Origin of the sequence: Paraburkholderia acidiphila (assembly GCF_009789655.1) — a bacterium.
In the GTDB taxonomy this organism is placed as follows: Bacteria; Pseudomonadota; Gammaproteobacteria; order Burkholderiales; family Burkholderiaceae; genus Paraburkholderia; species Paraburkholderia acidiphila.
Genome location: NZ_CP046910.1, coordinates 975,377 through 1,001,342, shown reverse-complemented (window position 1 = coordinate 1,001,342; position 25,966 = coordinate 975,377). Strand labels below are relative to the sequence as shown.

The 25,966-nt window shown below is 66.6% G+C and carries 21 protein-coding genes; 14 read left to right on the top strand and 7 right to left on the bottom strand.

The window, feature by feature from the left end; all coding sequences use genetic code 11:
• Window positions 1-23: 23 nt before the first annotated feature.
• The 5 genes from tssA to FAZ97_RS19045 form a co-directional block, all read right to left on the bottom strand.
• Window positions 24-1,133 carry a type VI secretion system protein TssA gene (gene tssA / locus FAZ97_RS19065; protein WP_158759993.1) on the bottom strand — a complete coding sequence of 370 codons (1,110 nt, stop codon included), beginning with the start codon at window positions 1,131-1,133 and terminating at the stop codon, window positions 24-26.
• Window positions 1,130-5,068 carry a type VI secretion system protein gene (locus FAZ97_RS19060; RefSeq protein WP_158759992.1) on the bottom strand — a complete coding sequence of 1,313 codons (3,939 nt, stop codon included), beginning with the start codon at window positions 5,066-5,068 and terminating at the stop codon, window positions 1,130-1,132. Before FAZ97_RS19060 ends, tssA begins: the two co-directional genes overlap by 4 nt.
• A complete protein-coding gene (locus FAZ97_RS19055; RefSeq protein ID WP_158759991.1) occupies window positions 5,065-6,126 on the bottom strand; it encodes a DotU family type IV/VI secretion system protein in 1,062 nt (353 codons plus the stop codon). The genes FAZ97_RS19060 and FAZ97_RS19055 overlap by 4 nt, the downstream gene beginning before the upstream one ends.
• A complete protein-coding gene (tssK, locus tag FAZ97_RS19050; protein WP_158759990.1) occupies window positions 6,119-7,486 on the bottom strand; it encodes a type VI secretion system baseplate subunit TssK in 1,368 nt (455 codons plus the stop codon). The genes FAZ97_RS19055 and tssK overlap by 8 nt, the downstream gene beginning before the upstream one ends.
• Before the next feature lie 76 nt (window positions 7,487-7,562).
• Entirely contained in the window at window positions 7,563-8,060 is a 498-nt protein-coding gene (locus FAZ97_RS19045) for a type VI secretion protein (RefSeq protein ID WP_158759989.1), read from the bottom strand.
• Between the two features lie 550 nt (window positions 8,061-8,610).
• Between FAZ97_RS19045 and tssB the strand changes: the two genes are divergently transcribed.
• The 10 genes from tssB (at window position 8,611) to FAZ97_RS18995 (ending at window position 20,354) form a co-directional block, all read left to right on the top strand.
• Window positions 8,611-9,180: a type VI secretion system contractile sheath small subunit gene (gene tssB, locus FAZ97_RS19040; RefSeq protein ID WP_158759988.1), complete on the top strand. Its 570-nt coding sequence runs from the start codon at window positions 8,611-8,613 to the stop codon at window positions 9,178-9,180.
• Between the two features lie 21 nt (window positions 9,181-9,201).
• Window positions 9,202-10,677 (top strand): type VI secretion system contractile sheath large subunit, encoded by a 1,476-nt coding sequence (gene tssC / locus FAZ97_RS19035; protein WP_158759987.1) that lies wholly within the window; start codon window positions 9,202-9,204, stop codon window positions 10,675-10,677.
• Between the two features lie 133 nt (window positions 10,678-10,810).
• Window positions 10,811-11,320 carry an Hcp family type VI secretion system effector gene (locus FAZ97_RS19030; protein WP_158759986.1) on the top strand — a complete coding sequence of 170 codons (510 nt, stop codon included), beginning with the start codon at window positions 10,811-10,813 and terminating at the stop codon, window positions 11,318-11,320.
• Window positions 11,321-11,332: 12 nt separating this feature from the next.
• Window positions 11,333-11,827 carry a type VI secretion system baseplate subunit TssE gene (tssE, locus tag FAZ97_RS19025; protein ID WP_158759985.1) on the top strand — a complete coding sequence of 165 codons (495 nt, stop codon included), beginning with the start codon at window positions 11,333-11,335 and terminating at the stop codon, window positions 11,825-11,827.
• Window positions 11,811-13,598, top strand: a complete 1,788-nt coding sequence (tssF, locus tag FAZ97_RS19020; RefSeq protein WP_158759984.1) for a type VI secretion system baseplate subunit TssF — start codon at window positions 11,811-11,813, stop codon at window positions 13,596-13,598. The genes tssE and tssF overlap by 17 nt, the downstream gene beginning before the upstream one ends.
• Window positions 13,562-14,686 carry a type VI secretion system baseplate subunit TssG gene (tssG, locus tag FAZ97_RS19015; protein WP_158759983.1) on the top strand — a complete coding sequence of 375 codons (1,125 nt, stop codon included), beginning with the start codon at window positions 13,562-13,564 and terminating at the stop codon, window positions 14,684-14,686. The genes tssF and tssG overlap by 37 nt, the downstream gene beginning before the upstream one ends.
• A complete protein-coding gene (gene tssH / locus FAZ97_RS19010) occupies window positions 14,683-17,346 on the top strand; it encodes a type VI secretion system ATPase TssH (RefSeq protein WP_199272153.1) in 2,664 nt (887 codons plus the stop codon). The genes tssG and tssH overlap by 4 nt, the downstream gene beginning before the upstream one ends.
• 49 nt (window positions 17,347-17,395) lie before the next feature.
• The gene (locus tag FAZ97_RS19005; RefSeq protein WP_158759981.1) at window positions 17,396-19,384 is read left to right on the top strand and encodes a type VI secretion system Vgr family protein; all 1,989 of its coding nucleotides are present in this window, start codon (window positions 17,396-17,398) and stop codon (window positions 19,382-19,384) included.
• 7 nt (window positions 19,385-19,391) lie between these two features.
• Window positions 19,392-19,937, top strand: a complete 546-nt coding sequence (locus FAZ97_RS19000; protein ID WP_158759980.1) for a toxin-antitoxin system YwqK family antitoxin — start codon at window positions 19,392-19,394, stop codon at window positions 19,935-19,937.
• Between the two features lie 21 nt (window positions 19,938-19,958).
• The gene (locus FAZ97_RS18995) at window positions 19,959-20,354 is read left to right on the top strand and encodes a DUF4280 domain-containing protein (RefSeq protein WP_158759979.1); all 396 of its coding nucleotides are present in this window, start codon (window positions 19,959-19,961) and stop codon (window positions 20,352-20,354) included.
• Window positions 20,355-20,431: 77 nt separating this feature from the next.
• Here the strand turns inward: FAZ97_RS18995 and FAZ97_RS18990 are convergent, their stop codons facing one another.
• Window positions 20,432-20,926, bottom strand: a complete 495-nt coding sequence (locus tag FAZ97_RS18990) for a hypothetical protein (RefSeq protein WP_158759978.1) — start codon at window positions 20,924-20,926, stop codon at window positions 20,432-20,434.
• A gap of 268 nt (window positions 20,927-21,194) precedes the next feature.
• Here FAZ97_RS18990 and FAZ97_RS18985 point away from each other — a divergent pair, with 268 nt between their 5' ends.
• The 4 genes from FAZ97_RS18985 to FAZ97_RS18970 all read left to right on the top strand — a co-directional run bounded on the left by FAZ97_RS18985 (window position 21,195) and on the right by FAZ97_RS18970 (window position 24,475).
• Entirely contained in the window at window positions 21,195-22,778 is a 1,584-nt protein-coding gene (locus FAZ97_RS18985) for an alpha/beta hydrolase family protein (RefSeq protein WP_407671868.1), read from the top strand.
• A 162-nt stretch (window positions 22,779-22,940) separates the two neighbouring features.
• Window positions 22,941-23,357, top strand: a complete 417-nt coding sequence (locus tag FAZ97_RS18980) for a hypothetical protein (protein WP_158759976.1) — start codon at window positions 22,941-22,943, stop codon at window positions 23,355-23,357.
• A complete protein-coding gene (locus FAZ97_RS18975) occupies window positions 23,354-23,914 on the top strand; it encodes a MerR family transcriptional regulator (RefSeq protein ID WP_158759975.1) in 561 nt (186 codons plus the stop codon). Before FAZ97_RS18980 ends, FAZ97_RS18975 begins: the two co-directional genes overlap by 4 nt.
• A gap of 141 nt (window positions 23,915-24,055) precedes the next feature.
• Window positions 24,056-24,475, top strand: a complete 420-nt coding sequence (locus tag FAZ97_RS18970) for an ester cyclase (RefSeq protein ID WP_158759974.1) — start codon at window positions 24,056-24,058, stop codon at window positions 24,473-24,475.
• Between the two features lie 81 nt (window positions 24,476-24,556).
• Here the strand turns inward: FAZ97_RS18970 and FAZ97_RS18965 are convergent, their stop codons facing one another.
• Window positions 24,557-25,828, bottom strand: coding sequence for an NAD(P)/FAD-dependent oxidoreductase (locus FAZ97_RS18965; protein ID WP_158759973.1), 1,272 nt, complete (start codon window positions 25,826-25,828; stop codon window positions 24,557-24,559).
• Window positions 25,829-25,966: the final 138 nt, after the last annotated feature.

Below are 25,966 nucleotides of genomic sequence, written 5' to 3'. Positions count from 1 at the left end.
GGGGCTCGGCTCGTAAGGGGCCCTTACTCGCTCTCTGGCAGCAACCCGAGCGCCGCCCCCAACGCCCTGCCCCGCTCGCCTGCCATCAACTCGGCCAGCAACTCCGGCAACGGCTTGCCGCCCCAATCGAGCGCCCGTTTGAGCATATAAGGCACGGGACTGTGCGGCTCATAGCGCATGAGGTAGTCCGCCACGACGGCCAGCAACCGGTACGCCTCATCGCGCGACTGAGGCGCATCGAGCCGGCGCGGTCCCGTCGGCTCTTGTGCCGCGCCAACCGGGGCAACCGGAACCGCAGCAGGCTCGACCACCGCCTGTTCCTGAATCGATGCGGACTCAACCATCGGTACGTCCTCCCAATCGGGATGCTTCGTGAGCCAGTCGCGCAACACGCTCTCCATGCGCTCGATCGTCTCCAGCAGCACCCCGAACGACGGCGCTTCCGCGCCGAGCCGCTGCGTGCACCACGCATCGAGCTTTGCAATCGGCGCGCGGGCGGCGCGCAGCGCCTGCAACTGGTCGCGTAGCGCGGTGGGCGCGGCTTCGTGCGCGGCCTGCGCCAGCGCCAGCGCCAGGCGCGCGGCTTCCTCGCGCTTCGCTGCAGGCACGTCCTTGCGGTCTTTCAGCGCTACGGCCTCGCGCTGCGCGCTTTGCCAGCGCGCAAGCGTCAGCGCCGATCCATCGGGCCCCGCGCATAGCGCGATACGCCCGCTGAGCAAGGTCGGGAACTGCTGGGCAACCCATGCGAGCGGCGCGGCCCGAAAGCCGAGATCGCCGTCGCGTGGCAGAGGATGGATGTCGTCCCAGTAGCGCGCGCACAATTCACTCAGTAATGCGAAGCAAGCCGACAACGCAACGCAGCCATAGCGTTGCAGCCAGCTCTCGCCGAGCCACGCGGCAAGCGTCAGGTCCTTGCTGCGGCGCGCGAGCAAGTCCTCGCAACCCGCTTCGACCGCAGCCCAATCGGCCACCTTGAGCGTGGTTTGCCAGATACCCGCGGGCAATGCCGGGTCGTCCTCGCGGCGCGCCGCCTTGATCGCGTCGAAGGCGGCGTCGTGCAGCAGCGAGACGCCGGCGGGCGCGCCGCCCGGTATCGGCTGAACGAGTGCCTCGATGTCGAAAGCGGGGTTCATCCGCGCCCCGCCTGGGTGTTCGAGGTGCTCGACGGATACGGCCCATAAGTCACCGCTGGAGTTCCGTACACGCTGTAGCCCGGCGCCGCGTAAGGCAAGTCGGGCCACGTGAGCGCTGTTTTCGACGCGCCCGTCATACCCACGCGCATGAACATGCGCGCGGTTTGCGTGCCGCCGTTGCGGTCTCGCACCGGCACGCTCAGCACCATGCGTGCGTTGCCCGCTCCCGTGCCGGTATCCGGGCCATCGTCCGGCACGACATGCAGACGCACGAGGCGCAATAGCGCCCATGTGTCGTTGGCGGCCCAGGTGGCGGCTTCGCCATCGACGGAAAGGGTCGGCTGCGAAGCGTCCTGCATCGGCCGCCACGGGCCGTCCTTGGCCCAGCGCAGGCTCAGTGCGGCGGGCTGGCCCGGCGCCCAGCGCAGCGGCGTACCCGCCGCGGCGGGCCAGGTAAGCGTCTGGCTGCCGCTCGCGAGCGACCACTGGATCACCTGGTCGGCACCGGCTTCGTCCGCGCGGTCGATGCGCCAGTCCACCGCCACGTCGACGCCCACGAGCGCACCGTCCGCGCCGCGCGCCACCAGTGCGTCGAGCCAGGGCTTCGCACGGGCAAGCTTCGCCAGAAACTGCTGCGCGAGCGCTTGCTGCCCGCCGCTCGCCGCCGCCGCGCTCATGCCGCGTTGCGCGTCAGCGAGTTTCGCGTCGAGCAGCGCCACGAACGCCGCCGTCTGCCGCAGGTCGGCCGCCTGCGCGTTCGCGTCCGCGGAGAACGGGAAGCGTCCGGCCAGATAACGCGCGAAATAACCGCGCAACTGTTCGTAGGCATCGCCACCTGTGCCGATCTGCAGCCGGTAGCAGCGTTCGCGCGCGGACGAGACGAGCCGCATGCCCGCGCTCGAGACGATGTCGCCGGTCCCCGGCACATCGACCTGTGCGAGCGAGGCGCTGCAGGTATCGAGGTCCATTTTGTCGAGCTGGTTGGAGATGATCGACGGCACCGCCACCAGCGCGCTCGCCGGGCTGCGCGCGCGGTATTGCGCGAGGTCCGCGAAGAGCGCCTTCCAGCGCGCAACGAGGCGCGCGTCCGCGGTGGAGAGCGGCGGGTTCTGCGCCGTGAGCCAGTCGAGCGCGCTCGACGCGAGCGTGGCCGTGTCGGCCACCGCGCCCGCCTGGGCGGCGAGATAGGTTTGCAGCGCTTCGGGCGTCGCCGCGCCGAACGCGCGCATCGAGCCGCCGGCGTTGCCGTTCCAGGCGGTGAAGTCGCCGCGCACCGGCCGGAACGGTTCGAGCGATTGCAACTGCGCGTCGGTCGCGCGCAGCACGTCGAGCGCGGCGTCGCTCACGCGCAGCGCAACCGCCTGCGCGAGATCGGGGCGGCCGAGCGAGTCGAATGCTTCCACGAGATCGGTCGCGTTCTTGCGCAGCGTGTCGAAGGGGGCCCCTTGCGTTTGCGGCGCATACGCGACGTTGCGCGCCCCGCCCGGCGCGGCAGGTGCCGAAAGCGCGGCCATCATGCTGTGCACGGTCGCGTTGCCCGCTGCAGCGAGGAGCGCGCCGCGCCACGCTTCCGGCGCCTGCGCGAGGAGCCCCGCGCCATATTGCTTGTAGGCCGGCAGGACGGCCAGCGCGCGTTGCGCCGAGTCCGCATCCACGCTGCGAATTTCGGCCGCCGCATTGCCCTCGCCGGCAACGAACGACTGGCCGAGCAGCGTGCGCAACGCATCGCGCAGCGGCAGCAGGTCCGCAGCCAGCTGCAGCCCCGTGGCGGGATTGGAGACCAGCACGCCTGGCAGGTTGCCGCTTGCGAGCCAGCGTGCCGCGAACGCGCTTTGTTCGCTCTGTTCGTGCTCGAGCACGCTCGCCACCGGCGTCGCGCCAATCAGGCGCAGGCCTTTTGCCGTGTCGAAGGTCGCCGTGAGTCCAGGCACGAGTTCCTGGCCGTGGGTGCCCGCCCAGCCGTGGTCGGCGGTATCGACCTGGGTGGCGAGCGTGTCGATGCGCGTGGCCAGTTCGGAGAGCGAAGCGGTGGTGGGCACCGCGCCGGGCGCCTTCAGATCGGCGAGCATGGTCTGGATTTGCGCGGCGTTCGTCGTGAGCGAGGAGTCCTGATAAATATCGTCGAACCAGCGATCGAAGGTCTCCTCGAAGCACACGCTCGCGCGCGCTTGCGCGGCGCGCGCCTCGGTGCCGTCGAACGGCAGCTGACCGCCCTCCACTGCGGTTGCACGCACCGCGTCGTCAAGCCCCGCCCGGTCGGCTACATGATCGGGAGAAAAGCTCACGCCCACTGCGCCGCGCATGAGCTGCGCGAGCATGACGGTGTTGCCCGAGTCGCGCTCCACCAGCTCGTTGTAGTTCGTAATCAGCCGCTCCGTTTGCGCCGCGTTCGTGACGAGCCGCGTGCCCTGCGTATATTCAGGCAGGTCCTGGGGACGCCGCGCGGCGGCCGCGAGGCTGGCGTTTGCGTCCGATGCAGCAGGCGCGCCATCGCAGTTCAGTTCGGCCAGGCGGCTCACTAGCCGCGCGCGCAGCGGCGTGAACACGAGCCCGCTCAGCACGTGGTCTTGTGCGTCGGCGAGCCGGCGGTGCAGGCCGAAATACGAGAGCGGCATGAACGGCGTGGCAAGCTGCCAGCGCGGCACCTTGACGAAGGCGGTCGCGGCGCTGCCAAGCGCGTTTGACGCCGCCGCTTCGCTGCTGCTCGCGCCCGCTTCGTGCCAGGCGACGCTCGCGAGCGCCAGCGCGTCGTAGCTGCTGGCAAGCGCGCGCGCGTCGCTGCGCACGTGCCACGTGGTCACGCCAAGCCCCACGCACCAGCACACGCCCAGCGCGATCGCGGCGAACGTGGCGATGCGGTAGCGCCGCATGCGCAGCGCGAGCACGCGCGGGATGGCGAGCGCGAGTCCCTGCCCCGGCATCAGCACGTCGTGCCACAGACGCGAGGCGAAGGCCGGCGCCGCCGCGGCGCGCGCCTCCTTGCGCGCCACATTCGTGATGGCGGGCTCTTCGCGCTCCTGCGCCTGCGGCATCGCGCCCACGCACCAGATGCCGCGCAGGAGTGGCGCAGTGCCGTCGGCGGCGCCGCGCAAGGTGGGTTCGATATGCTCGCGCAATGGCTCGCGCAGCGTGTCGATGCGCTGCGGCAGCAGGAACACGTCGCCGTCCAGCGCGCCGTCGAGCGTGCCCATTTCGGTGACCGTTGCCGCGAGCGCGCGGCTCATGTCGGCGAACGCATCGTCCACCCACGCGGGTTCGAACGCGCGCCGCGGCGCGTACGGCGAGGCCCAGCCCAGCGGCGTTTCGATGCGCTCGCGACGCAGGCGCGCCGCGAGCGCATCGAAGCCAGGCAGCGCGTCGCAGCCCGTCACCACCACGTAGAGCGGCAGCATCTGCCCAAGCTGGCGCTGCAGCGCGAGCACCGTGCGCGACGCTTCGAGCGCCGCGTCGGTATCCGCACGCGCGGCGCCGTTCTCGTCGATGAGCGTGTCGAGCGCGATCACCCACACGAGTGCGTCGAGCGGCCGGCCCGGCCGGCTGCGCAACAAGCCGCGCAGCAAACGCCCGCCGGTCGCCCCGCGCCGGCGCTCGGCGGCTGCGCGCGCGCCGAGCGAGTCGCCCGGCTCGGCAATCAGAATGCCTTCCGCGTCGTGCCAGAGCCGGCCGAACCAGGCCGGCTCGCCCACGCTCGCGAGGCGCCAGCCACGCGCCAGCGCGTCGAGCGCCGCTGGTGTGCCCGTGGCCAGCACGCGCGGCACCGAGTACGGGTCGCGCACGCCCATCGCGTTGTGCGCCGCGCGCATCATGGCGGTGAAATTGCGCAGCGGCCTGCGCTCGTCGCGCGCGCGCACCCAGCGCACAATGAGCGCAGCCGCGAGCCCCACGATCAGCAGCGCGATCAGAACGATCAGGACGACTACGAGTGTGGTCGTCATGGCCGGGCTCCCCGCGGCGCGGCGCCAGAACTTTCCTCACTGTCTTCGTCAGTGCCCGGCACGCTCACCGGGACGATGCGCCGCGCCGCGAGCGCGAGCGTGGCGGGCGGCGTGGCCGGAACCGCCGGCCCGGTGAGTGTGTCCTGTGTTTGCGGCGCGGGCTGCAGGTCCTCGGGTGGACCCGGTGGCCGCAGCCTGCGGATCGTCCTTGCGCGCGGCAGCACCATGCCCGTCGTGCTCGTATGGCTGAGTTGCGACGGACGCCCTTGCATCAACGACACCGTTTCGAACTGTTCGAGCGACGGACGCACAGGCGCCGTCGCGTAGAGCCACAGCAGCTGCGACACGCCAAGCAGCACAGCGAACCCGCCGCCCACGAACAGCGCGAGGCGTGCGCGGTCTGGAAACATCTGCGTGAGCGGCCGGGTTTCGCGCGGCGCGAGCGCGGCGCGTTCGAGCGGTGCGCCAAGCCGGTTGGGCTCGGGGTCGCGCTGCATGGCGAAGGCGAACAGCGCGTGGCGCAACTGGTCGTGGCGCAAGGCGCCCGCCTCGCCGCGCAGGCGGCCGCGAAAGCCTAGCGTGAGGCAGGCGAGATAGACGTTGGCGAGATCGCGCTGCGCTGGATCGCGCTGCGCGAGCAAGGCTTCGATGGCGGCCGGAATGCGCTCGCCCGCCGCGCGCGTGCCGAAAATGCGCGCTTCGAGCGGCCAGCTTTCCCACACGCTCGCGCCATTCCACGGCGAAAACAGCAGCAATTCGTCGAGCAGCGCGACATAGGCGTATTGCGCGGCGGCAATGTCCGCTTCGCCGGCCGCGCCGGTCCACGCCATCGCGTCGCGCGCGAGCTTGCGCGTGGCGGACTGCAACTGCGTGGCGAGCGTGTCGGCTTCGCGCTGGGGATCGGCGGATGGTTCCGCGGCGGCGGCGTTAGCTGCGTTCGCCGTGCTCGCCGCCTGGGCGACCGCGCGCAGGCGCGCGTTCTCCGCGAAAGCGAACGCCACGACGAACGCGCGCATGAGCGGCAGGCGCTCGTCGCTCGGGTCGCTGGTATCAAACATGGTCGGCTCCCGCGTGGCGTGCGTCGTCGTCGGCGTCGCCCGTGGGCGTGAAAAGCTGCACGGCCCAGGGCGCGCGTCCCGGCACGCTCGTGCGGACTTCGATGCACAACGGCTGCGCGCGGTCGAACCAGGCGTCCTCCACGGTCACCGCGAAGAGCGTGGTATCGTCGCCCGTGGCGTAAGCGGCGCGCTCTTCGCGCGCGAGTCGGCGGCGCGCGAGTCCCCGCATGCGCTGCCGCGCGAGCGTAGGCACGTAGGGCCGCGACGCGACGACAGCATGGTCGAGCCACACGCTCGCGTCGTGCTCGCCAGCATCGGCCGGCATGCGCAGCCCGATCACGAGTTCGCGCGCAACGTTGCCGCCGCTTTCGAACGGCGGCGCGATCCAGAAGCTGCCTCCCTCTTCGGTGAACGCGCGCACGCGATAACCCTGGCGGATCGTCGCGAGCGCCTCATCCGCCCATTCGAGCAGCGGATCGAACGACGCGAGCAGCGCCATGTAATCGAACGTCGCGAAGGCGGGCACGCCGCGCTCGGGGCGCAGCGCCGCGAGCGCGCCCGTCATGCCGGCAACGGCGCGATACAGTTCGGCTGGATGCGCGATGCCGGTGACGAGCGTCGCCTCCACTTCGGGCAGGCGGCTCCAGAGCGCGCAGAGCTGGCGCTCGATCTGCGCGACGTCGTCGCGCTCTTCCGCGCGCTGTGCCGCCTGCAGGCGCCCGGCCAGGAACACGCATTTTTCGCGCACGCGCAGCAGCAGCCGCATCACGCGTTGACCGAGCATCGAGTCGGCGCGCACGAACGGACACGGCGGCGCGTAATCCGCAATCGCCACCCCGCCGCCCTGCTGCCTCACGCACATGAGCGGCAAGCGGTCGAACTCGTGACGGCCGAGATCGGTCATGAGGTGCAGGCGCGGCGACCATGTCGTGATCGACGCCGGCTCGCCGCCCGAGACAAGATCGGGAACATCCGGACTCTCGCGCTGGGCGTAGCGCCCGGTCTGCGGATCGAGCTGGCCGCCGCGGTACAACGGCGGCACAGCAAGATAGATCGTGACCGTCTCATCCGGCGCGCCGAACGCATGGGTCACGTCGATTTCCAGCACGGGGTCATGCGGCGTGTGGCGAATCGCGAGGCCGTCGGCCATGATCGCCTCCAGCGCGCTGATGCGCACGAGCCCCTGGGCAAGCCCGGCGGCGTCGTGCTCAAGCGAGAGCACGCCCCAGTAATGCGCGCGCGCGGCGCTGGCGAGCAGCGCGGCGTGCCCCGCCGCGTGCAGCGCCTGGGTCTGGAAATGCTGCGGCAGCAAGGGCATGCCGTCGAACCAGCAGACCGGATCGGGAAACGAAGTTCGCATGATGTGTTTGCTTTCTATTGCTAAACGTTCCGTCGTTCAGTATTGCCGCGCCGCTGTGTGACACTTCCGCGTCACATCAATGCGAGGCCTGCACGCTCAGATCCTGGTCGCCGAGCAGCAGCAGCGCGTGAGCGGGGCCCGTGTCGAGCCTCACGCGGTGCGCGCCCGGTGTCTGGTAGTCCGCGAACACCACCACGCCTGCGCCACGCTTGCCGCCAAACGGAAACGGCGCCGCCGCGATCTGCTGCCCCGGCACCACTTCGAACGACACGACCGTAATGTCCTCGGGATGATCGCGGCGCCATTGATCGCGCTGCGCGAACCACTTCGCCGAAGGCAGGCCGAGCAACGCGTCGAGCAACTGAGGGTTGCGCACGAGCACGGCGTCCACGGCAATGGGTGTGTCCTGATTCGCTTGAGTGGAAACGGCAATAGCCAGGGTATCCACCTGTACCTTGGGCAGCGACGAGCACGCCGTCAGCATCTGCGCGAGCGCGAGCAGCACGAGCGTGGCTGCGCGCCGGCCGTGCGGCTGCACGGCGCGCGATGCGCCCGCGAATAACGTGGTGATCACTGCGCAATCCCCATTGTTTGCGTCGCCTCTTGTCTGCGATGTCTCCTGCCCGCGCGCAGGAGAATTCATGCTAGTTCGTATTTCTAATCAAGACGCATGTTCCGCCGCGCAAGCTGTTTTGCGCGTAGTCTACAAGCGCCCCACTTGTCATTGCAATAACGATTTTCTAATCGACTCATTCAAAAAGAATAAGTAAATAAACTTGAAAGGGAATCGGGGTATGCGCCGTAAATATACTTTGAATTTCCCCGTTTACTGTTCTAAAGTCCTGACCGTCTATCTTCACGACTCGCGCGACGAAGGACAAGCCGAAAACCAGGCAGCGTGACACTTGACGCCGTGAATGCTCTCGTCTGACGAATGCGGGGGCATGCTTTAGTTGTGCCTTTTTCCTGAAGGACCGGGAATGGATATGGCAATCGTTTAATTACGTTTTGCGGTCCATTGTCGCCTTAAAGAAAATGCATCATGAAAATGGCAGATTGACGACAAACGCGCATCTCCTCCCGTTACACAACGCATTAGAAGAACAACCGCCACCGAGGTGACCATGGCCGACAGTACCCAGCACTGGTTCGAACGGAACCGACCGCCGCGTGTCCAGATTACGTACGACGTCGAAACGGGCAACGCCATTGAAAAGCGCGAGCTACCGCTCGTCGTGGGCATACTTGCCGACCTCTCCGGCAAGCCCGTCGAGCCGCTGCCGAAAATGACGGAGCGCCGCTTCGTCGACATCGACCGCGACAATTTCAACGACGTGATGAAGTCGATCGGGCCGCGCGTGACGCTGCAGGTCGACAACACGCTCGCGGCCGACGGCAGCAAGGTCAATGTCGAGCTGAAGTTCGAACATATCGACGACTTCGATCCGGTAAGCATCGTTCAGCAGATCGGCCCGCTCAAACAGCTTTACGACGCGCGGCTGCGCCTGCGCGACCTCCTCACCAAGCTCGACGGCAACGACGAACTGGACAAGCTCCTCCAGGAAGTGGTGCACGACCCGAAGGGGTTGAGCGAGATCCGCTCGGCGCACCCGCAGGACACGCCGACTGCGCAGTTGCCGCCGCCGGAGTCAGGCGACGCCCCTGCCCCTGCCAGCGACACGCCGGCCAGCTAAGCCCAACGCGAGGAGACGATCATGTCCGACATTCAGGCCGCCGCGACCGCGCAGGCGGGTACGGTCACGCTGCTCGACCGCATCGTGCACGAAGGGCGCATGGCGCAATACGAGGAGCAGCAGCAGCACGCTCGCGAGCTGCTCGCCGAGTTCGCCCTGCAGGTGCTCGACAAGAACATGACCATCAGCCGCGACACCGTGGCGATGATCAACGACCACATCCGCAAGATCGACGAGCTGATCAGCGAACAGCTCAACGAGGTGCTGCACCACCCCGACATGCAGGCGCTGGAGTCGTCGTGGCGCGGGCTGCACTTTCTCGTGAAGGGCTCGGAAACGGGCACGCGGCTGAAACTGCGCCTTCTTAACGCTTCGAAGAAGGACCTGCAGAACGATCTCGAGAAGGCGATCGACGTCGACACGAGCGCGCTCTTCAAGAAGATCTACGAAGAGGAATACGGTACCTTCGGCGGCTTTCCGTTCAGCGTGCTGGTGGGCGACTACTACTTCACGCGCCAGACGCCCGACGTGAGCCTGCTCGAAAAGCTCGCCTCGGTGGCCGCTGCCGCGCATGCGCCGTTCATTTCGGCGGCCCACCCGCAGCTTTTCGACATGTCGAGCTTTACGGAGCTGGGCGTGCCGCGCGATCTCTCGAAGGTCTTCGAGACGATCGACATGGCCCGCTGGCGCGAATTCCGCAAGAGCGAAGACTCGCGTTATGTCGCGCTCACGCTTCCGCATATCTTGATGCGGCGTCCTTATCATCCGGACAGCAATCCGGTGGAGGGCATGAACTTCTTCGAGGATGTCGACGGCACGGACCACTCGAAGTATCTATGGGGCAACTCCGCGTACGCGCTTGCGCAGCGCATTACCAATGCGTTCGCCCAATACAGCTGGTGCGCGGCGATTCGCGGCGTGGAAGGCGGCGGCGCCGTGGAGCGCTTGCCGGACCATATCTTCCAGACGGCCTCGGGCGACAAGGCCATGAAGTGCCCCACGGAAGTGGCGATCACCGACCGCCGCGAAAAGGAGCTCGACTCGCTCGGCTTCATCGCGCTCGTGCACAAGAAGAACGAAGGCATGGCGGTGTTCTTCGGCGGTCAGACCGCCTGCAAGCCTGCGCTCTACAACACGCCCGAAGCCACGGCGAACGCGCGCATTTCGGCCATGCTGCCGTATATCCTCGCCGCTTCGCGCTTTGCGCACTACATCAAGGCGATCATGCGCGACAAGGTCGGCAGCTTCATGACGCGCGACAACGTGCGCAGCTACCTCAACACGTGGATTGCCGACTACGTGCTCGTGAACGACAACGCGCCGCAGGAAATCAAGGCGCAGTATCCGCTGCGCGAGGCGCGCGTGGATGTGACCGATGTGCCCGGCAAGCCCGGTGCATACCGCGCGACAGTGTTCCTGCGGCCGCATTTCCAGCTCGAGGAACTCACCGCGTCGATCCGGCTCGTGGCGACGTTGCCGCCGCCGGCGGCCGCGTGATCCAGGAGCGGCAACGAGCGATTCGATGACGATACGACGGCCAGGCGGCGCATGAGCGCCCCTGGTCCCTGAACGCGCCTGGCGCCGCGCACGCGGCCCGCGTGTTCCTTTACGGCTTCGGGAGCAGCAAACCATGGATTCGATCATTCTCGACCTGGGCGGCGACATCAAAGGCGAGTGCACGCTGGAAGGCTATACCGACAAGATCGAGTTGATGTCGTACAGCCACAATGTGGCGATGCAGGTGACGAACGACGTCAGCAATTCGGAGCGCACGTCGGGCAAGCCTCATATCGGCGAGTTCACCGTGACGAAGTTCGTGGACGTCGCCACGCCCACGCTCAACGAATATTGCTGCTCGGGCAAGCCCATTGCCAGCGCGTCCGTCGTGGTGGGCCGCAACGCCGCCGAAAGCGACGGCAAGGTCATGCCGTTCATCACCTATACGCTGAACAATGTCGTTCTGAGCAACGTGAGCGTCTCGGGCGGCGCGGGCGGCAAGCCCGTGGAAACGCTCTCGCTGAACTTCACGAAGATCAAGTGGGAGTTCACGGCGCAGAAAGACGACGCCACCAAGGAAGGCACCGCGGCCTCCACCTGGGACCTGGCCGCGAACAAGGTCGTGAAGGCGGCGGCAAGCTAGCGCGCGCCGCCTGTGGCGAATTTACGCCCCTACATCGCCATCGCGCCCATGCCGCTTTTCGAGCGGCTGGCCGACGACGCGCCTTTCGACGCGCACGAGTCCGTCGACGAACTCGCCGCGCGCACGTTAGACGCGGCCGGCTTGCGCGCCTCGGTCCGCTCGGAGTTGCTGCGCCTGCTCAATACGCGCCGCGGCACGCCACGCGTGCCGCGCGCGCCCGACGTGCTGCTGTATGGCCTGCCTGACTGGAGCGGACAAAGCGCGGCGCGCGCGGAAGACCGGGCGGTGATCGAGCGCGAAGTGGCCGAGGCGATCCGCGCGTTCGAGCCGCGCCTTCACGGCCCGCGCGTGAAAATCGAACCGGACGCCGCCGCGCCGTGGCGCCTGTGCCTGCGCATTCGGGGAACGCTGCGCGGCAGCGACGGCGTGGAGCATGTCGTCACCTACGTTGCCGGGCAGCACGGCGACACGCAGTCCATCGGGATCGTCGATGAACGACTCGCTTGATGCGCAACTGCTCGACTACTACCAGCGCGAGCTGACTTATCTGCGCCGCGCGAGCGAAGGCTTTGCGCAGCGTTATCCGAAGATCGCCCGGCGGCTCGAACTCGGCCCTGGCGAAAGCGCCGACCCGAACGTCGAACGCCTGATCGAAAGCTTCGCGGTGCTCACCGCGCGCATCCAGCGCACGCTCGACGACGAATACACCACGCTCACGGATGGCCTGCTCGAACAGTTTTATCCGTATGCGTCGCGGCCCGTGCCTTCCATGACGATCGTGCAGTTCGAGCCGGACCCCACGCAAGGCAGCATCGCAGCGGGCTTTCGCGTGCCGCGCGACACGCCCCTCATGCACGTGGACGCAGGCGGCACGGCGATCCACTGGCGCACGAGCAGCGACGTCATGCTCTGGCCGCTTACCCTCGCCGCGGCCCAGTTGCTCGACGCCGAGGAAGCGCAGGCGCTTACGGGCAATGCGGCGCTGCAGTCGGCGCTGCGTCTCACGCTGCGCGGCGCCGGGCCGCACAAGCTGGGCGCGCTGCCGATCGAGCGCTTGCGCGTGCGCCTCACGGGTTCGCCCGTCACATCCGCCGCGCTCTACGATCTGCTCGGCGCGCACAGCGCGGCCACCTGGCTGCAGGCGCCCGACGGAACGTTGCATGCGCAACGAGGTCTACCAGGCCCGGTTGGCTTCGACGAGGCCGACGCGCTCCTGCCGCTCGAAGACGGCGCGCATCCGGCCTGCCGTCTGCTGGTCGAGTATTTCGCGTTTCCCGAGAAGTTCGCGTTTTTCGACCTGCCGTTCAAGCCGCCTGCCGATGCGGGTGAAAGCCTCGATCTCGTGATCGGCTTCACGGCCGCCCCGCGTGGACGCTTTACGCTGCACACAGACGATATCCAGCTCGGCTGCGCACCCGCGCTCAATCTGTTCGGGCGCACCTCCGAACCATTGCGGCCCGACGGCACCGCGCGCGAAATGCGCGTGAGTCCCGACGCGCATCGCGAATCGAGCACCGAAATCTACGCCGTACGCAATGTGCGTGCCGTGGCCGGCCGTACGGTGACCGACGTGCCGCCCTGGTACGGCTCGATGCACGGCATGGACTCGGCCGTCTACTGGTACGCGCGGCGCGTGAGCGGTCTGCATCCGTCGCGCCCCGGCAGCGACGTCATGCTCACCTTCGTCGACACGCGCTTCGATCCCGCCGCGCCTGCGGCGCGCACGCTCACCGCGGACCTGTTTTGCACCAATCGTCACCTGGCCCATCGGCTCGCGCCGGGCGCGGCACTGTCGTTCGAAGTGCCCGGCCCCGTGGCGAAGGTGCGCATTGCGCATCGGCCCACGCCGCAGATCGTGGCCGCGCTCGACGGCACGTCGCGCTGGCGTCTCGTGTCGCAACTCGTGCTCAACCACACGTCGATCGTGGAGGGCCCGCAAGCGCTGCAGTCACTGCGCGAAATGCTCATGCTCCACAACCTCGGCGCGCATGCCCCCACGCAGCGCCAGATCGCGGGACTCGTGTCGGTGTCGAGCGAACGCATCGTCGCGCATGTCGGTTCGGACCGCTGGCGCGGCTGGCGCAACGGCCTTGGCGTGCGTATCGAACTCGACGATGCGAGCTTCGTGGGCGCGAGCACCGTGCTCTTTTCCGGCGTGCTCGCGCAATTCTTCTCGCTCTATGCGAGCGTCAACCGTTTCGTACAGACCTCGCTCGTGCGCGACGGTCGGGAGATCCGCACATGGCGGCCGACGATAGGCAGCCCGCTCGTTCTCTGACGCAGCGGCTGTTCGACGAGCCGCATGCGTTCGAATTCACGCAGGCCGTGCGCCTGCTCGAATTGCTGCAGCCGCACGCCCAGCCGCTCGGCACCGGGCTCGACCCCAGCCAGGAAGCGCTTGCGTTGAGCGGCAATCTCTCCCCCGCGTTTCCCGCAAGCGCGCTCGGGCCGCTGCGTCGAGGCCTGCCGCGCTCGCTCGCTTTTGCGCCGCAAGCGGGCGATGAATCCTCCGCGCAATCCGAACATGCCGGACCGCCTCAGCTCCAGGTCAACGCCTTCGCGCTAGGCGGCCCAAACGGCCCGCTGCCCGGCGCGTGGCAGGAATGGCTGCAGGACCGCCTGCGCCGCAAGGACCGCTCGCCGGCGGCGTTTCTCGATCTCTTCCAGCACCGCTTGCTTGCGCTGCTCTATCGCGCGCAGCGCAAGTACCGCAGCGCCGAGCCGCTGCCCGCCACGGCGCAGCGTTCAGCTGACGTCGTGCTGCGCGCGCTGACGGGCAATGCCTCGCTCAGTTCGCTCGCGTACGGCAACCATAAAGCGGCGCAAGAAGCGCCCGAGCCGCTCGACATACGCGCCGTACTGGCGCGCGCGGGCCTCTTTGCCAATCGCCGGCGCTCGCTCGCGGGCTTCGATGTGATGGTGCTCCATCACTTCCGCGTGCACGTGCGCTCCACACCGTTCGCGGGCGGCTGGCGCACGCTGCCGGACGCGAGCCGCACGGCCATCGGCTCCGGCGGCCGCAACCGGCGGCTCGGCCAGGACGCTGTTGCGGGGACGAGGATCTGGGACGAACACCAGGGCATCCGCGTGCGCCTCGGTCCGCTCAGGCGTGAGCAGTACGAAGCATTCCTGCCGGGCGCGCCAGCCCACGAAGCGCTGCATACGCTGGCCGCGGAATGGTTCGGCGCCGAACTCAAGGTGCATCTCGAACTGCAGCTCGCCGCAGGCGAATTGCCGCGCGCACGCCTCTCGCGCCACGCGCCGCCCCGGCTAGGCTGGACCGCCTGGGCCGGCGCGGCGGAATCGGCGCCCGCGCGCCTCACGCGCCTTGCGCCCGACGACATTCCGGGGCGTACCGCGCCGTGACGCTCGATCTCAAGACGCTCGTTGCGCGCCTCGAGCGCGAGCCGCGCGAAGCGCTCGAGCGCGCCGCGCAGCAATGCCTGCGCGAGACGCATTTCGTGGTTGAAATCGAGCACTGGCTGCTCGCGCTCACTGAACCCGAAGGCGGCGACTTCGCGTGCGTGCTGCCGCACTTCGGCGTGGACCGCGCCGCGCTCGCCGCCGAAATCCGCATGGCCATCGCCCGCTTCAAGCGCGGCAACACCGGCATGCCGTCGTTCTCGCCCGACCTGCTCGTGTGGCTCCAGGATGCGCTCGTGCAGTCCACCGTCGTGCTCCAGCAACCACGCGTGCGGGCGGCGACGCTGCTCATTGCGCTGCTCGAAAACGACGCGCTGCGCGCACGCACCGTGCATGCCGCGCCAACGCTGCTGCGTGTGGCGAGCGCGGCGCTGCGCGCCAACTTCGCCGTGTGGCTCGCGCCCAGCGAGGCGGCCGCGCCGCTTTCGCCGCGCGTGCCGATGCCGCCGGACGCGCCGCTCGAAGCGGCCATGGACGACAACGCGAGCCTCCCCGCACTCGCCGGCGCGCTGGAGCCTGCCACGCCTGCGCCCGCCCTGCTCGACCAATACACGCTCGACCTGACTGCCGAAGCGCGGGCCGGACGCATCGACCCGATCATCGGGCGCAATGCGGAGATCCGCCAGACGCTCGATATTCTGTTGCGGCGGCGGCAGAACAACCCCTTGCTCGTGGGCGCGCCCGGCGTAGGCAAGACGGCGGTGGTCGAAGGTCTCGCGCTGCGCATCGCGGCGGGCGACGTGCCGCCGCCGCTTGCCGAGGTCTCGCTGCGCATGCTCGACCTCGCGCTGCTGCAGGCGGGTGCGGGACTGAAAGGCGAATTCGAGCGGCGCCTGCGCGCGGTGATCGACGAGGCGCGGCACTCGCCGCGGCCCGTCGTGCTCTTTATCGACGAGGCTCACACGATGATCGGCGCGGGCGGCGCGGAAGGCGGCAGCGACGCCGCGAACCTGCTCAAGCCCGCCCTTGCGCGTGGCGAACTGCGCACGATCGCGGCCACGACGTGGCTCGAATACAAGAAGTATTTCGAGCGCGACCCGGCGCTCGCGCGGCGCTTCCAGCTCGTGCAGATCGAAGCGCCCGACGAGCCCGCGGCCATCGCCATGCTGCGAGCGCTCGCGCATAAATTCGAGGCGCATCACAACGTGACGATCCTCGACGCCGCCATCGTCGATGCGGTGAAGCTCTCGCACCGGTATATTTCGGCGCGCCAGTTGCCCGACAAGGCGATCGCCGTGCTCGACACCGCGTGCGCGCGCGTGGCGCTGGCGCAGCACGACACGCCGCCGCAACTCGAAGCGGCCCGGCACCGGCAGCGCGCGCTCGACGACGAACTGCTGCGCCTGCGCACGGAAACGGTGCTGGGCGCGAACCATACGCAGCGCCTCGCCGTGCTCGAATCCGAACATGCGCACAATGCGGCGCTCGTCGACACGCTCGATACGCGCTGGCGCGACGAGGCGGCTACCGTGCGCGAGATTCTTGCGGTACGCGCGCGCCTGGCCGCACTCGACGCCGAGCCGCGCGACACCTCCAGCGTAGACGCGCAGGCAGCGCCAGACAGCGACGATGCGAACGAAAGCAACGAAGCCACCGACCCGCGCGAAGACCTCGCCGCCGAACTCGCACGCCTCGAAAGCGGCCTCGAAGCGATACGCGACGACGACCCGATGGTGCCCGTGTGCGTGGATTCGAAAACCATCGCCGCCGTGATCGCGAGCTGGACCGGGATTCCGGTGGGCAAGATGCTCGCCGACGAAGCCCACGCCGTGCGCACGCTCAAGGGCCGTCTCGCGCAGCGCATCGTCGGACAAGATGCAGCGCTCGACCGCATCGCAATGCGCATCCAGGCGTGGCGCGCGGGACTCGCCGACCCGTTGCGCCCGGTCGGCGTGTTCCTGCTCGTGGGGCCAACGGGCGTGGGCAAGACCGAGACGGCCTACGCCCTTGCCGACGCGCTCTATGGCGGCGAGCGCAATCTCATCGTGATCGACCTCGCCGCGTACCAGGAAGCGCACGCCGTCTCGCAGCTGCGCGGCGCGCCGCCGGGCTACGTGGGCTATGCGAGCGGCGGCCAGCTTACCGAAGCCGTACGTAGGCGTCCTTATAGTGTCGTGCTGCTCGACGAGATCGAAAAGGCGCATGTCGATGTGCTCGAAGCGTTCTACAACGTTTTCGACAAGGGCGTGATGGAAGACGGTACCGGCCTCGTGGTGGATTTTCGCAACACCGTGATCCTCGCCACCAGCAACGTGGGCGCCGAACTGCTGCTCAATACGCCAGCCGCGACGCTCGCCACCGACGCCTTTTCGCGGCGGCTGCACGAAGAACTGCTGCACGCGTTTCGCCCCGCGTTCCTCGCGCGCATGACCGCCGTGCCGTATGCCGCGCTCGACGACACGGTGCTGCGCACCATCATCGAGAAGAAGCTCGAACAACTTCGCACGCGCTACCGCGACGCCACGGGCAAGCAGTTCGCCTTCGACAGCCGGATCATCGACGCCGTGCTCGCGCGCTGCCGCGCCGCGGGCGGCGCGCGCGAGATCGACAACGTGCTCATGAACGAACTGGTCGGCACGCTCGCGCAGTGGGCGCTCGAATGACGATGCATGCGACCCGCCACACCGCACACCGCCAAAGCTCATCCACACGATGAACCGCCCTATCTCCGCCGACACCGACGCGCGCATCAGCCTGACCGGAAGTGCGTTCAGCACGCTCTTTCCCGCCAGTTTCGACGCACGCGAGGCGCTGGACGCCCCCGCCGCGCTGACGCTTCACGCCCATGGCGGATTGCCGCCGCCCGCGCCCTCGGGCATGACCGGCAATCATGCGACGCTCTCGCTCGCGTGGGGCCAGTCGCCGCGCCTGATCGACGCCGTTTGCACACGTGCCGCGCAATTGCCCTCCACCGTGGATGCGAGCCACTTCACGCTCGAACTGCGCTCGTGGCTCTGGCTTCTCACGCTCTCGCGCAATAACCGCATATTTCAGGGCAAGAACGCCCAGGAAATCATCCAGGCCGTATTGGCGGGTCATAGTTTGACGGACTACTCGTTCTCGATCACCGGCACGCCCGCCACGCGCGAATGGTGCGTGCAGTACGCGGAGTCCGATTTCGCGTTCGTGAGCCGTCTGTGTGAAGAGGAAGGCTGGTTCTACTTCTTCCGTCACGATACGGGCAGCCATACGCTCGTCATTGCCGACAGCAACGACGCCTTCACGCCGCTGCCCGGCGACGCGACGCTGCACTATACGGGCGGCACGAGCGGCGCGCGCGAATCGACGCAGATCGTGCACTGCGAGGTCGTCGAAGAAACCGCCTCCGGCCTCTTCTCGCATACCGATTACGCGTGGGAAACGCCGGCTGCACAACTCTATTCGCAGGCACAAGCGGCATCGAACGGGCATAGCGTGTACGAATATCCGGGGCGCTACACGACCAGCGGCGATGGCTCCACGCTCTCGAAACATCGCGTGGACGCATTGCGCGCGCCTACCCGGCTGCTCATCGGCGAAAGCGATTGCCGCGCGCTCGCGCCGGGCTGCCGCTTCACGCTGGCAGATCACGATTCCAGCGACGCCAATATCGAATGGGTGGTGCGCAGCGTGGTCCACGAAGCCGATCACAACCGCTATCGCAACCGCTTCGAAGCCTTTCCCTTCGCGACGGCCTGGCGCCCCGCACGCACGACGCCGCGCCCCTTCATGCCCACGCAAACGGCAACGGTGGTCGGCAAAAGCGGCGAGGAACTGTGGACCGATCAGTATGGCCGCGTGAAGGTTCAGTTTCACTGGGACCGCGACGGCCAGAACGACGAACAAAGCTCATGCTGGATTCGCGTGGCGCAGCCCTGGGCGAGCAAGCGCTTCGGCATGCAGTTCATGCCGCGCGTGGGCGACGAGGTCGTGGTGAGCTTCATCGACGGCGATCCCGACCGGCCGCTTATTACGGGCAGCGTGTACAACGGCGCGAACCTGCCGCCCTATACGCTGCCCGACAACCAGACCCAGTCCGGCATCAAGACGAATACCTCGAAAGGCGGCAATGGCTTCAACGAGCTGCGCTTCGAAGACAAGCAGGACAGCGAGGAAGTCTTCCTGCAGGCGCAAAAGGACCTGAATGCCAAGGTGATCAACGACGCCACGTGGACCATCGACCATAACGAAACCAGCACGATCAAGAACGACCGCACGCATACCATCAAGGAAGGCAACGACACCCTCTCGGTCGAACAGGGCAACCGCAGCACGACGGTGAAGACCGGCGACGAAACGGTCGACATCAAAGGCGCGCGCACCGTGAAAGCCGGCGGCAACGAAACGCGCACGGTGGGCGGCAATCTCGATCAGACCGTGACGGGCAACATGACGCTCACCGTGGACGGCAACCTCACCATCAAGGTGAGCGGCACGCTCACGCTGCAAAGCACGGGCAACCTCACGGCGAAGAGCGACGCGTCGCTCACGAATCAGGCTGGCGTGTCGCTCACGAATCAGGCCGGGACGTCACTGACCAACAAGTCGGACGGCACGCTGTCGAACGAGGCGCAGAGTGTGACGAACAAGGGGGCCGTGCAGCAGACGGTGGACGGCGGCGGCATGCTGGTGGTCAAGGGCGGTATTGTGAAGATCAACTGAGGCGAACATGGAGACGATCCAGCCGGTCACGATAGAACGCGACGACACGCGCATTGAAGGCGCCACGCTAGGCGGCGCGCTGCACGGTCCGGTTCGCATCGAAGCCGAAGGACGTTCCGTGGCATTGATTCGCTATACGAACGGTGTGCTCAGCGGACCGGCTACCTACTTCTATCCTGAGGGCACCCCTTCGGCGCAAGTGCAATATGCCGGCGGCAAGCTCGACGGCAAGGCGCTTTTCTATTTCCCCGACGGCAAGATCCAGCGCGAGGCGCACTACGCGCACGGCGTGCTGCACGGCGTCTCGCGCACATGGCTCGCCGACGGTACGCCGCTCGAAGAAGCGCATTACCGCAACGGCAAGCTGCATGGCGTCTTGCAACGCTTCCATCCGAACGGTTGCCTCGCGCTACGCCAGCCGTTCGGCGCGGGCAAGCCGCTCGAAGCCGCGCAACGCTATACCGACGACCGGCGACCGATCGCGGCCAACGGCAAACCGCTGCCTCGATGGAAGCAATGGTGGCAATCGCTCGCCAATCCGTCTTCGGCCTGAGTTTGAAAAAGGAGCCACACGATGACCAGCCCGCAAGTCTGCGCCGGCGCCACCCTGCAATGTTCCTTTGGCGGTGCGCCAGGCACGCTGAACGTGCTGCCCGTGAATCGTGTGCTCGTAGGCGGCGTGCCGGCCGCGACGATTGCGGACTCGATTCCCATCGTTAATGTCACGCCGTTCGCCCTGTGCCAAAGCCCGGCGAACCCCACGGTGATCGCTGCGACTGCCGCGGCGCTGGGCGTGTTCACGCCCATGCCCTGCGTTCCGGCGACGCCGTCACCCTGGATTCCCGGTGGTGCGCCCACCGTTACGCTGGGCGCGATGCCGGCGCTCGATGCGCAGGCTACGCTCGTTTGCCTGTGGGGCGGCGTGATCAAGGTGGTTCAGCCAGGGCAGGTTTCTACGCTGGTTCCGTAGGGGACGCCTGGTGACGCAAGGACGCGCCGCCCCCCACGGAGCGACACGTCCGCGATCGTTTCGATTCGATCTGGATGTCAGCCAGGGGTTGCGTGCGACGTTCCCAGGCCGAGCATGTGTAGTGCGAAGGCGCGCATGATGTCCTGCACCGCGTTGGTCAAAGCGGTCGCGAAACTGGCACTGAAGACTTTTTGAGTTTTCTTTCCGATGATCTCGACTTTGCTCGTGTGCGAAAACACGACATTCGGCGGAACACCACCGCTAATAACAAAATCGTAATACGCGGTCGGCTTGTTCTTCACGGTGTATGTCGTCCCGGCCTTCTTTCCTTTGCTGGTGTCGAGATGAACAGGGGTCGGCCGTTCGGCGGTGACGTGGCAGGAATTCGCCACGCCGCCACTCGCGAGCGGCACCGAGATGTGATACGACTCATTCTGAAATGTGAATGGCAAGTAAATCATGGTGCCGCCGTCGTCTGTCGCGTCTCCGTAAGTGGCCGCCACAGGGAGAATTCCGCCTGCATTTTTCGCATTGTCCCAGTCCGTCTTGATGTTCGAGAAAACGAGAGGCATTGCCAGGCTCCTGGTAATTGACCGTTAGATCCTTCCGACTAAATACTAGCCCGTCGGATCTCGACTCGCCTCTTTATTTAATGTGCGATAGACGTTTAATTACATAGGATCGCAGCCAGCCATAGGCGCCAGCGTCAATTTTTCATAAAGCGCTTCACTGGAAAATTGTTCGCGCAACCAGTAGCAATCCGTGATTCCGTTTACCTATACTCGTTTGACTCTGCAAGGCAGCCCCATTTTCCGAACACCAACAAAAACGGAGCGTGAAATGCGAGGAGCGATGCTTAAGACGGGTTGGGTACTGCTGACTCTCCTTTTGTCGAGTGCCAGCGTTGTCGTGCAGGCCGGTTCGACATGCAGCGGATTGAGCTGCTTTTTCCGCGGCCAGCTGGTCGAGCAGAGAACGAGCCTGCGTCTGGGCGCGAGTGACTTTGCGAAACTGCTGGGAACGAACGCAACGGGTCAGCAATTGCTGCAGGTTGCCGGCACGCCGCGCTGCGACATCGAAATCAAATACTTCCGCTACCTCACGATAGGCGGCGCGGGCGAACCCACGATGTCGAGCGCCGCGCTGATGATTCCCGGCGGCGGCGCCTCATGCACCGGCCCGCGTCCGCTCATGCTGTATGCGCACGGAACGACAACCTACCGCAACTACAACATCGCCGACATTACCCAAACGGACCCGGCCAACGGCGACGGCGCAGGCGAAGGCATTGCGGTGGCGGCGATCTACGCCGCGCAAGGGTATATCGTGGTGGCGAGCAACTATGCCGGCTACGCGGGCTCGCCATTGCCGTATCACCCCTATCTGAACGGCGACCAGCAATCGGCCGATGTGATCGATTCGCTGCGCGCGGCCCGCTTTGCGATGGCGCTGCCCGACCCGGCGAACAAGACGCGTGAGAACGGCAAGCTGTTCGTGACCGGCTATTCGCAGGGCGGCTACGTCGCGCTCGCCACCCATCGCGCGCTGCAGGCGGCCGGCATCAACGTGACGGCTTCCGCGCCGGGCTCGGGCCCGTATGCGCTGGGCGCGATGGCGGACGCGCTGGTCCAGGGCGAGGTCGACCTCGGCTCAACGATCTTTTCGGTGCTGGTGACCACGAGCTACCAGCACGCGTACGGCAATATCTATCGCAAGCCAGGCGATTTTTTCGAGGCGGCCTATGCCCCTGGGATAGAGAACCTGCTGCCGAGCGTCACGTCAATGGACACGTTGTTTGCTGAAGGCAAACTGCCCGCCACGCAACTCTTCAGCAGCACGCCGCCGGCGTCACAGTTCGCTGCGTTGACGCCGCCGCTGGCCCCGCCTCTCGCCCCGCCTCAATTGATACCGCTATTCGCGCTGGGATTCGGCACTGCGAATCTCGTGCGCAATAGCTATCGTCTGAGCATGCTCGAAGACCAGATCGTCAACCCGGACGGCGCGTATCCCTCGCCGACCGCTGCGATGGCCCCGGCTGCCAGTCCGGCTCAGCCGCTGCGGCAGGCGTTCAAGCGCAACGATCTGCGCAACTGGGTGCCGCGCTCGCCGGTCCTGCTATGCGGGGGCCACCTCGACCCGACGGTGTTCTTTTTCAACGCGGCGATCGAGCAGGCTTACTGGAAAAACGCCAAGGTCGCGCCGGGCCTGACGAGCGTGCTGGACGTCGATTCCGCGCCTGGCGCAAACGATCCGTTTGCCGCCGTGAAGGCGGGCTTCGCGCAGGCCGAAGCGGCAGTCGCCGCCCAGGCGGTCCAGGCCGGCGCGACGGATGGCGGCATGTCCGCCGTCCTTCAGGCCTACCACGCCGATATCGTCGCGCCGTTCTGCATGGTCGCGGCGCGCGGTTTCTTTGGCAACTTCTGACTGGCGCATTGACCCATCGTTTTAGCAGGAAATCCGGAAGGCATGCAAACCAGGCTTTTGCCTGCCTTCCGGGGCCTCACTGCCCCAACAATTCGCTTGACCCGACTACCGTAGTCACCTTCATGATCGACACCCTGTTCAACGAACATCGTGTCGATACACATGGAAACGACAGCGAATCTCGCCGACGACGCCTTCCTCGAAGCCTTCCTCACCTGCCAGTTGCCACCGGCTGCGTTCAATCATCGCAATCATCTGCGCGTAACGTGGATTCACTTGCAGCGTTACCCGCTTGAAGAGGCGATCGAGCGGACGTGCGCCGGTATTGCGCAATACGCCGCGCATCTCGGCGTCCCCGATCGATACCACCGTACAATGACCGAAGCGCTGATCCGGCTTATGGCGCATGCCGGTGCTTCGAATCCATCGCATTCGTTCGAGGCTTTTCTCGCCCATGCGCCGGTATTTACAGGAGATTGCCGCGTACTCGTAGCGAAACACTACTCGCCCGAATTGCTGGCACGGTCCGAAGCGCGCTGTGGTTTTCTTTCCCCCGACCGACTTCCTTTTCCGTCATGACACGCATTACGCTCGGAAGACTGGCGCGCGAAGCAGGACTCTCGCGCTCCTCGCTCCTGCACTACGAAGCACTCGGCCTGCTGATACCGAGCGCACGCAGCAGCGCGGGCTACCGGCTCTACGACGAGACACAACATGAGCGCCTGCGCGCGATCTGCGCCTACCGGGCCGCGGGGCTGCCATTGACCGCCATACGCGGCATACTCGCGAGCGAGGGCAACGCAGCCGCCCAGATTCTCGAAGCGCACCTGATGGGATTGACAGCGGAAATCGCGCGCCTGAAGGAACGGCAGAAAGTCATCGCGACGTTGCTCGCGCAACCATCGTTTCGCCGCCGAGGCAAACAGCGCGGGAAGGACGCATGGGTCGCGATGCTGCGTAGCGCCGGCTTCGACGAGACGGAGATGGACAGTTGGCATGCCGCGTTCGAGGCAGAAAGCCCCGACGCGCACGCGGCGTTTCTCGCTTCGCTCGGGCTGACACGCGAAGAGGTGAAGGCCATCCGCCGGCGGGCGAAACTCGCGGGCAACCCAGCCGTCAGCCACGCTGGATCGTGAACGTCGTTGGCCGTCAAAGCCAGGAATGTGCGCCACCGCACATTCTCGCGCGACTGCGGTGCCTGTCGTTGCGCTTGTCCGCCTACTCTGCAGCAACCAGGCTCTCCTTCCCATCTTCGCTACTCAGGAGGTTTTCGTCCCATGCACGAGAAAAGCGGTTTGGTTTGCGCGTTTATCGAAGAAGTCCTGAATCGTGGGCAACTCGACGCCGCGGACCGGTTCTTCTGGGAAGACATGATCGAGCAGGCGCCGTTTCCCGGCCAGGGCCCAGGTATCGAGGGCCTCAAGGATGTCGTGCGCGGGATGCGAGCCGCGTTCCCGGACCTGCATTGGCGCGTCGAGGAGCAACTCGCCGAGGGTGACCGTGTGCTAACGCGCTTCGAGTGGACTGGCACGCATAACGGAGCGTTCCTCGGCGTGGACGCCACAGGGCGCGCCGTCAAGGTGTGGGGCATGGTCATCGACCGCTTTCAGGGAGACAGGATCAAGGAAACCCGCCTCATCATGGACACGCTCGGCTTGATGATCCAGCTAGGCGCGGTGCGTCCACCGGGTCAATGAGGCCGCGAAACGGACCGCGAAACCGGGTTGGCCTCGCGCCCCGCGGCAAGCGCCAACCCAGCATGCGGCCATCACCACGCACTACATGGAACGCATGCACGCCTCGTGCAGCACATTGAGCCTGCGCACCGGGTCCGCCACATACGGATTGCTCTCGTCCCACGCATAACCCGCGAGCACTGAACTAATCATCCGACGGATCAAGGGCGTCTGGCGCGGGTAGTAGATGATGTCCTGCAGTTCGCCCGTGTACCAGCGCTCGACGAACGCGCGGAACGTGTCGATGCCCTTGCGCAGCGGCACGTCGTATTCGGCCTGCCAGTCCACCGCCGCGCCGCCGAGCGCGCGCTCGACCACCTTCACGGCCAGATGCGCCGAACGCAGCGCAATCGTGACGCCCGAAGAAAACACCGGATCGAGAAACTCGCCGGCGTTGCCGAGCAGCGCATAGCCCGGCCCGTGCAAGCGTTCGACGTTGGCCGAATAGCCGCCGATCTGATTCACGGGCATGAGAAACGGCGCGTCGCCGATCAGGCGGTTCAGGGTCGGCTCCTCGCGAATGAGCGCGCGCAGCCGCGCCTCGCGTTCCGCGGGGGACACGTCGAGGAACGCGGCATGCGCGACACAGCCAACCGACGAGCGGCCGCCCGCGAGCGGGATCATCCAGAACCACACGTCGCGGTGCTCGGGGTGTGTCGCGATGCAAATCTTGTTGCGATCGAAGGCGTCGAGCGCCAGGCCGTCGCGCACATGACTGAAGATTGCTGCGCGCGTGGGCAGACCGGTCGGGGCCTCCAGATTCAGCAGACGTGGCAGCACACGGCCAAAGCCGCTCGCATCGAGCACGAAACGCGCGTGCACTTCATAGCGCGCCTCGCTTTCGTCGACGACTTCCAGCATCGGCGCGTCGCCCGTGCGCATCGCGACCACGGTGTGGCCGAAGCGCACTTCGGCGCCCTGCTGCGCGGCACAGTTGATCAGCAGCTCGTCGAACTTCGCGCGCTCCACCTGGTACGTCGTGCCCCAACCCGCCGAATGCTTGTCACGAAAGTCGTAAGCCGTCGCCTGATCGCGCCAGACGAAATGCGCGCCGTTCTTGTACTGAAAGCCCGCCTCCACGACCGCCTGCAACATGCCGGCCTCTTCGAGGTACGCCATGCTTTGCGGCAGGAGGCTCTCGCCGATCGAGAAGCGCGGGAAATGCTGGCGCTCGAGCACAAGCACCGAACGCCCGGCCTTGCGCAACAGGGCGGCCGCCACCGCGCCCGAGGGGCCCGCGCCGATGATCGCCACGTCGACGGTTTCGCGTCGCGCGGATGGGGTCACAACTGCTTCTGCGATGCTCTTTTCCATAGTCTTTATCCCTTCTCTGCTTCCTGACGCGCTGTTACGTTCTGTCACGTCCTGTTACGTCTGTATGCCCAATGCAAGCGCACTGCGCTGCGCGAAACAGTGATTCTGACACCCCTTGCGCCGCCCTTGCATTTACAA

What these genes read in the sequence shown, in the direction of transcription:
- FAZ97_RS18990 (WP_158759978.1), bottom strand. Translation starts at nt 20,926, where the DNA reads ATGCCTCTCGTTTTCTCGAACATCAAGACGGACTGGGACAATGCGAAA.
- tssF (WP_158759984.1), top strand. Translation starts at nt 11,811, where the DNA reads ATGAACGACTCGCTTGATGCGCAACTGCTCGACTACTACCAGCGCGAG.
- FAZ97_RS19060 (WP_158759992.1), bottom strand. Translation starts at nt 5,068, where the DNA reads ATGACGACCACACTCGTAGTCGTCCTGATCGTTCTGATCGCGCTGCTG.
- FAZ97_RS18965 (WP_158759973.1), bottom strand. Translation starts at nt 25,828, where the DNA reads ATGGAAAAGAGCATCGCAGAAGCAGTTGTGACCCCATCCGCGCGACGC.
- FAZ97_RS18985 (WP_407671868.1), top strand. Translation starts at nt 21,195, where the DNA reads ATGCGAGGAGCGATGCTTAAGACGGGTTGGGTACTGCTGACTCTCCTT.
- FAZ97_RS19000 (WP_158759980.1), top strand. Translation starts at nt 19,392, where the DNA reads ATGGAGACGATCCAGCCGGTCACGATAGAACGCGACGACACGCGCATT.
- FAZ97_RS18980 (WP_158759976.1), top strand. Translation starts at nt 22,941, where the DNA reads ATGGAAACGACAGCGAATCTCGCCGACGACGCCTTCCTCGAAGCCTTC.
- FAZ97_RS19055 (WP_158759991.1), bottom strand. Translation starts at nt 6,126, where the DNA reads ATGTTTGATACCAGCGACCCGAGCGACGAGCGCCTGCCGCTCATGCGC.
- FAZ97_RS19030 (WP_158759986.1), top strand. Translation starts at nt 10,811, where the DNA reads ATGGATTCGATCATTCTCGACCTGGGCGGCGACATCAAAGGCGAGTGC.
- tssA (WP_158759993.1), bottom strand. Translation starts at nt 1,133, where the DNA reads ATGAACCCCGCTTTCGACATCGAGGCACTCGTTCAGCCGATACCGGGC.
- FAZ97_RS18995 (WP_158759979.1), top strand. Translation starts at nt 19,959, where the DNA reads ATGACCAGCCCGCAAGTCTGCGCCGGCGCCACCCTGCAATGTTCCTTT.
- tssG (WP_158759983.1), top strand. Translation starts at nt 13,562, where the DNA reads ATGGCGGCCGACGATAGGCAGCCCGCTCGTTCTCTGACGCAGCGGCTG.
- FAZ97_RS18975 (WP_158759975.1), top strand. Translation starts at nt 23,354, where the DNA reads ATGACACGCATTACGCTCGGAAGACTGGCGCGCGAAGCAGGACTCTCG.
- tssK (WP_158759990.1), bottom strand. Translation starts at nt 7,486, where the DNA reads ATGCGAACTTCGTTTCCCGATCCGGTCTGCTGGTTCGACGGCATGCCC.
- FAZ97_RS19005 (WP_158759981.1), top strand. Translation starts at nt 17,396, where the DNA reads ATGAACCGCCCTATCTCCGCCGACACCGACGCGCGCATCAGCCTGACC.
- FAZ97_RS18970 (WP_158759974.1), top strand. Translation starts at nt 24,056, where the DNA reads ATGCACGAGAAAAGCGGTTTGGTTTGCGCGTTTATCGAAGAAGTCCTG.
- tssB (WP_158759988.1), top strand. Translation starts at nt 8,611, where the DNA reads ATGGCCGACAGTACCCAGCACTGGTTCGAACGGAACCGACCGCCGCGT.
- tssC (WP_158759987.1), top strand. Translation starts at nt 9,202, where the DNA reads ATGTCCGACATTCAGGCCGCCGCGACCGCGCAGGCGGGTACGGTCACG.